This is a genomic window from Vibrio ouci (assembly GCF_004551525.1).
Lineage (GTDB): Bacteria > Pseudomonadota > Gammaproteobacteria > Enterobacterales > Vibrionaceae > Vibrio > Vibrio ouci.
The window spans coordinates 1-459 of record NZ_SATR01000355.1; the positions used below are offsets into that span (position 1 = coordinate 1).

1 protein-coding gene is annotated in these 459 nt (G+C 37.9%); it reads left to right on the forward strand.

What is annotated here, in order from left to right:
- The coding region (locus tag ELS82_RS26630) for a hypothetical protein (RefSeq protein WP_167489572.1) at positions 1–185 on the forward strand (185 nt) is incomplete at its 5' end.
- Positions 186–459 lie beyond the last annotated feature (274 nt).

Below are 459 nucleotides of genomic sequence, written 5' to 3' on the forward strand. Positions count from 1 at the left end.
GGGTTTTGGCAGGATCTGAACGACCAATTAAACGGCATGATAAAAAGCTTCAAGCGTATTTCAATCGTTGTAAATTTCAAAAAGTATCTTTTGAATTAGCAAAAGAAAACATGGCTAAATTGAAAATGCCAGTTAGTTTTTTAGACGCTAAATCTATAGTTTCTGACTGGGTTGACGCTGGTTAGAAGTAAGTTCACCTAACAATAAATTTAAGAGTGATTCACAACGCTCGGCGCTTTCACTTCAAGCCAGTTTAGTGTTTATGGCACAATGCTTTAGGCAAGGTGTTAGCGTTGTTCACACCTTAATTTGGCGTTATGTTTACTTGTATTTCAAAGGCTTAAAGGTCTTAGGCTATATATAGTTCTTTGTTCCTTTGGCAATTCGTCCCTAGTAGACTCAGCAAATCCGCATTGTCGGTCTAAGTTCTTGAATCTCTCAGCCCGTAAAACATGCCAA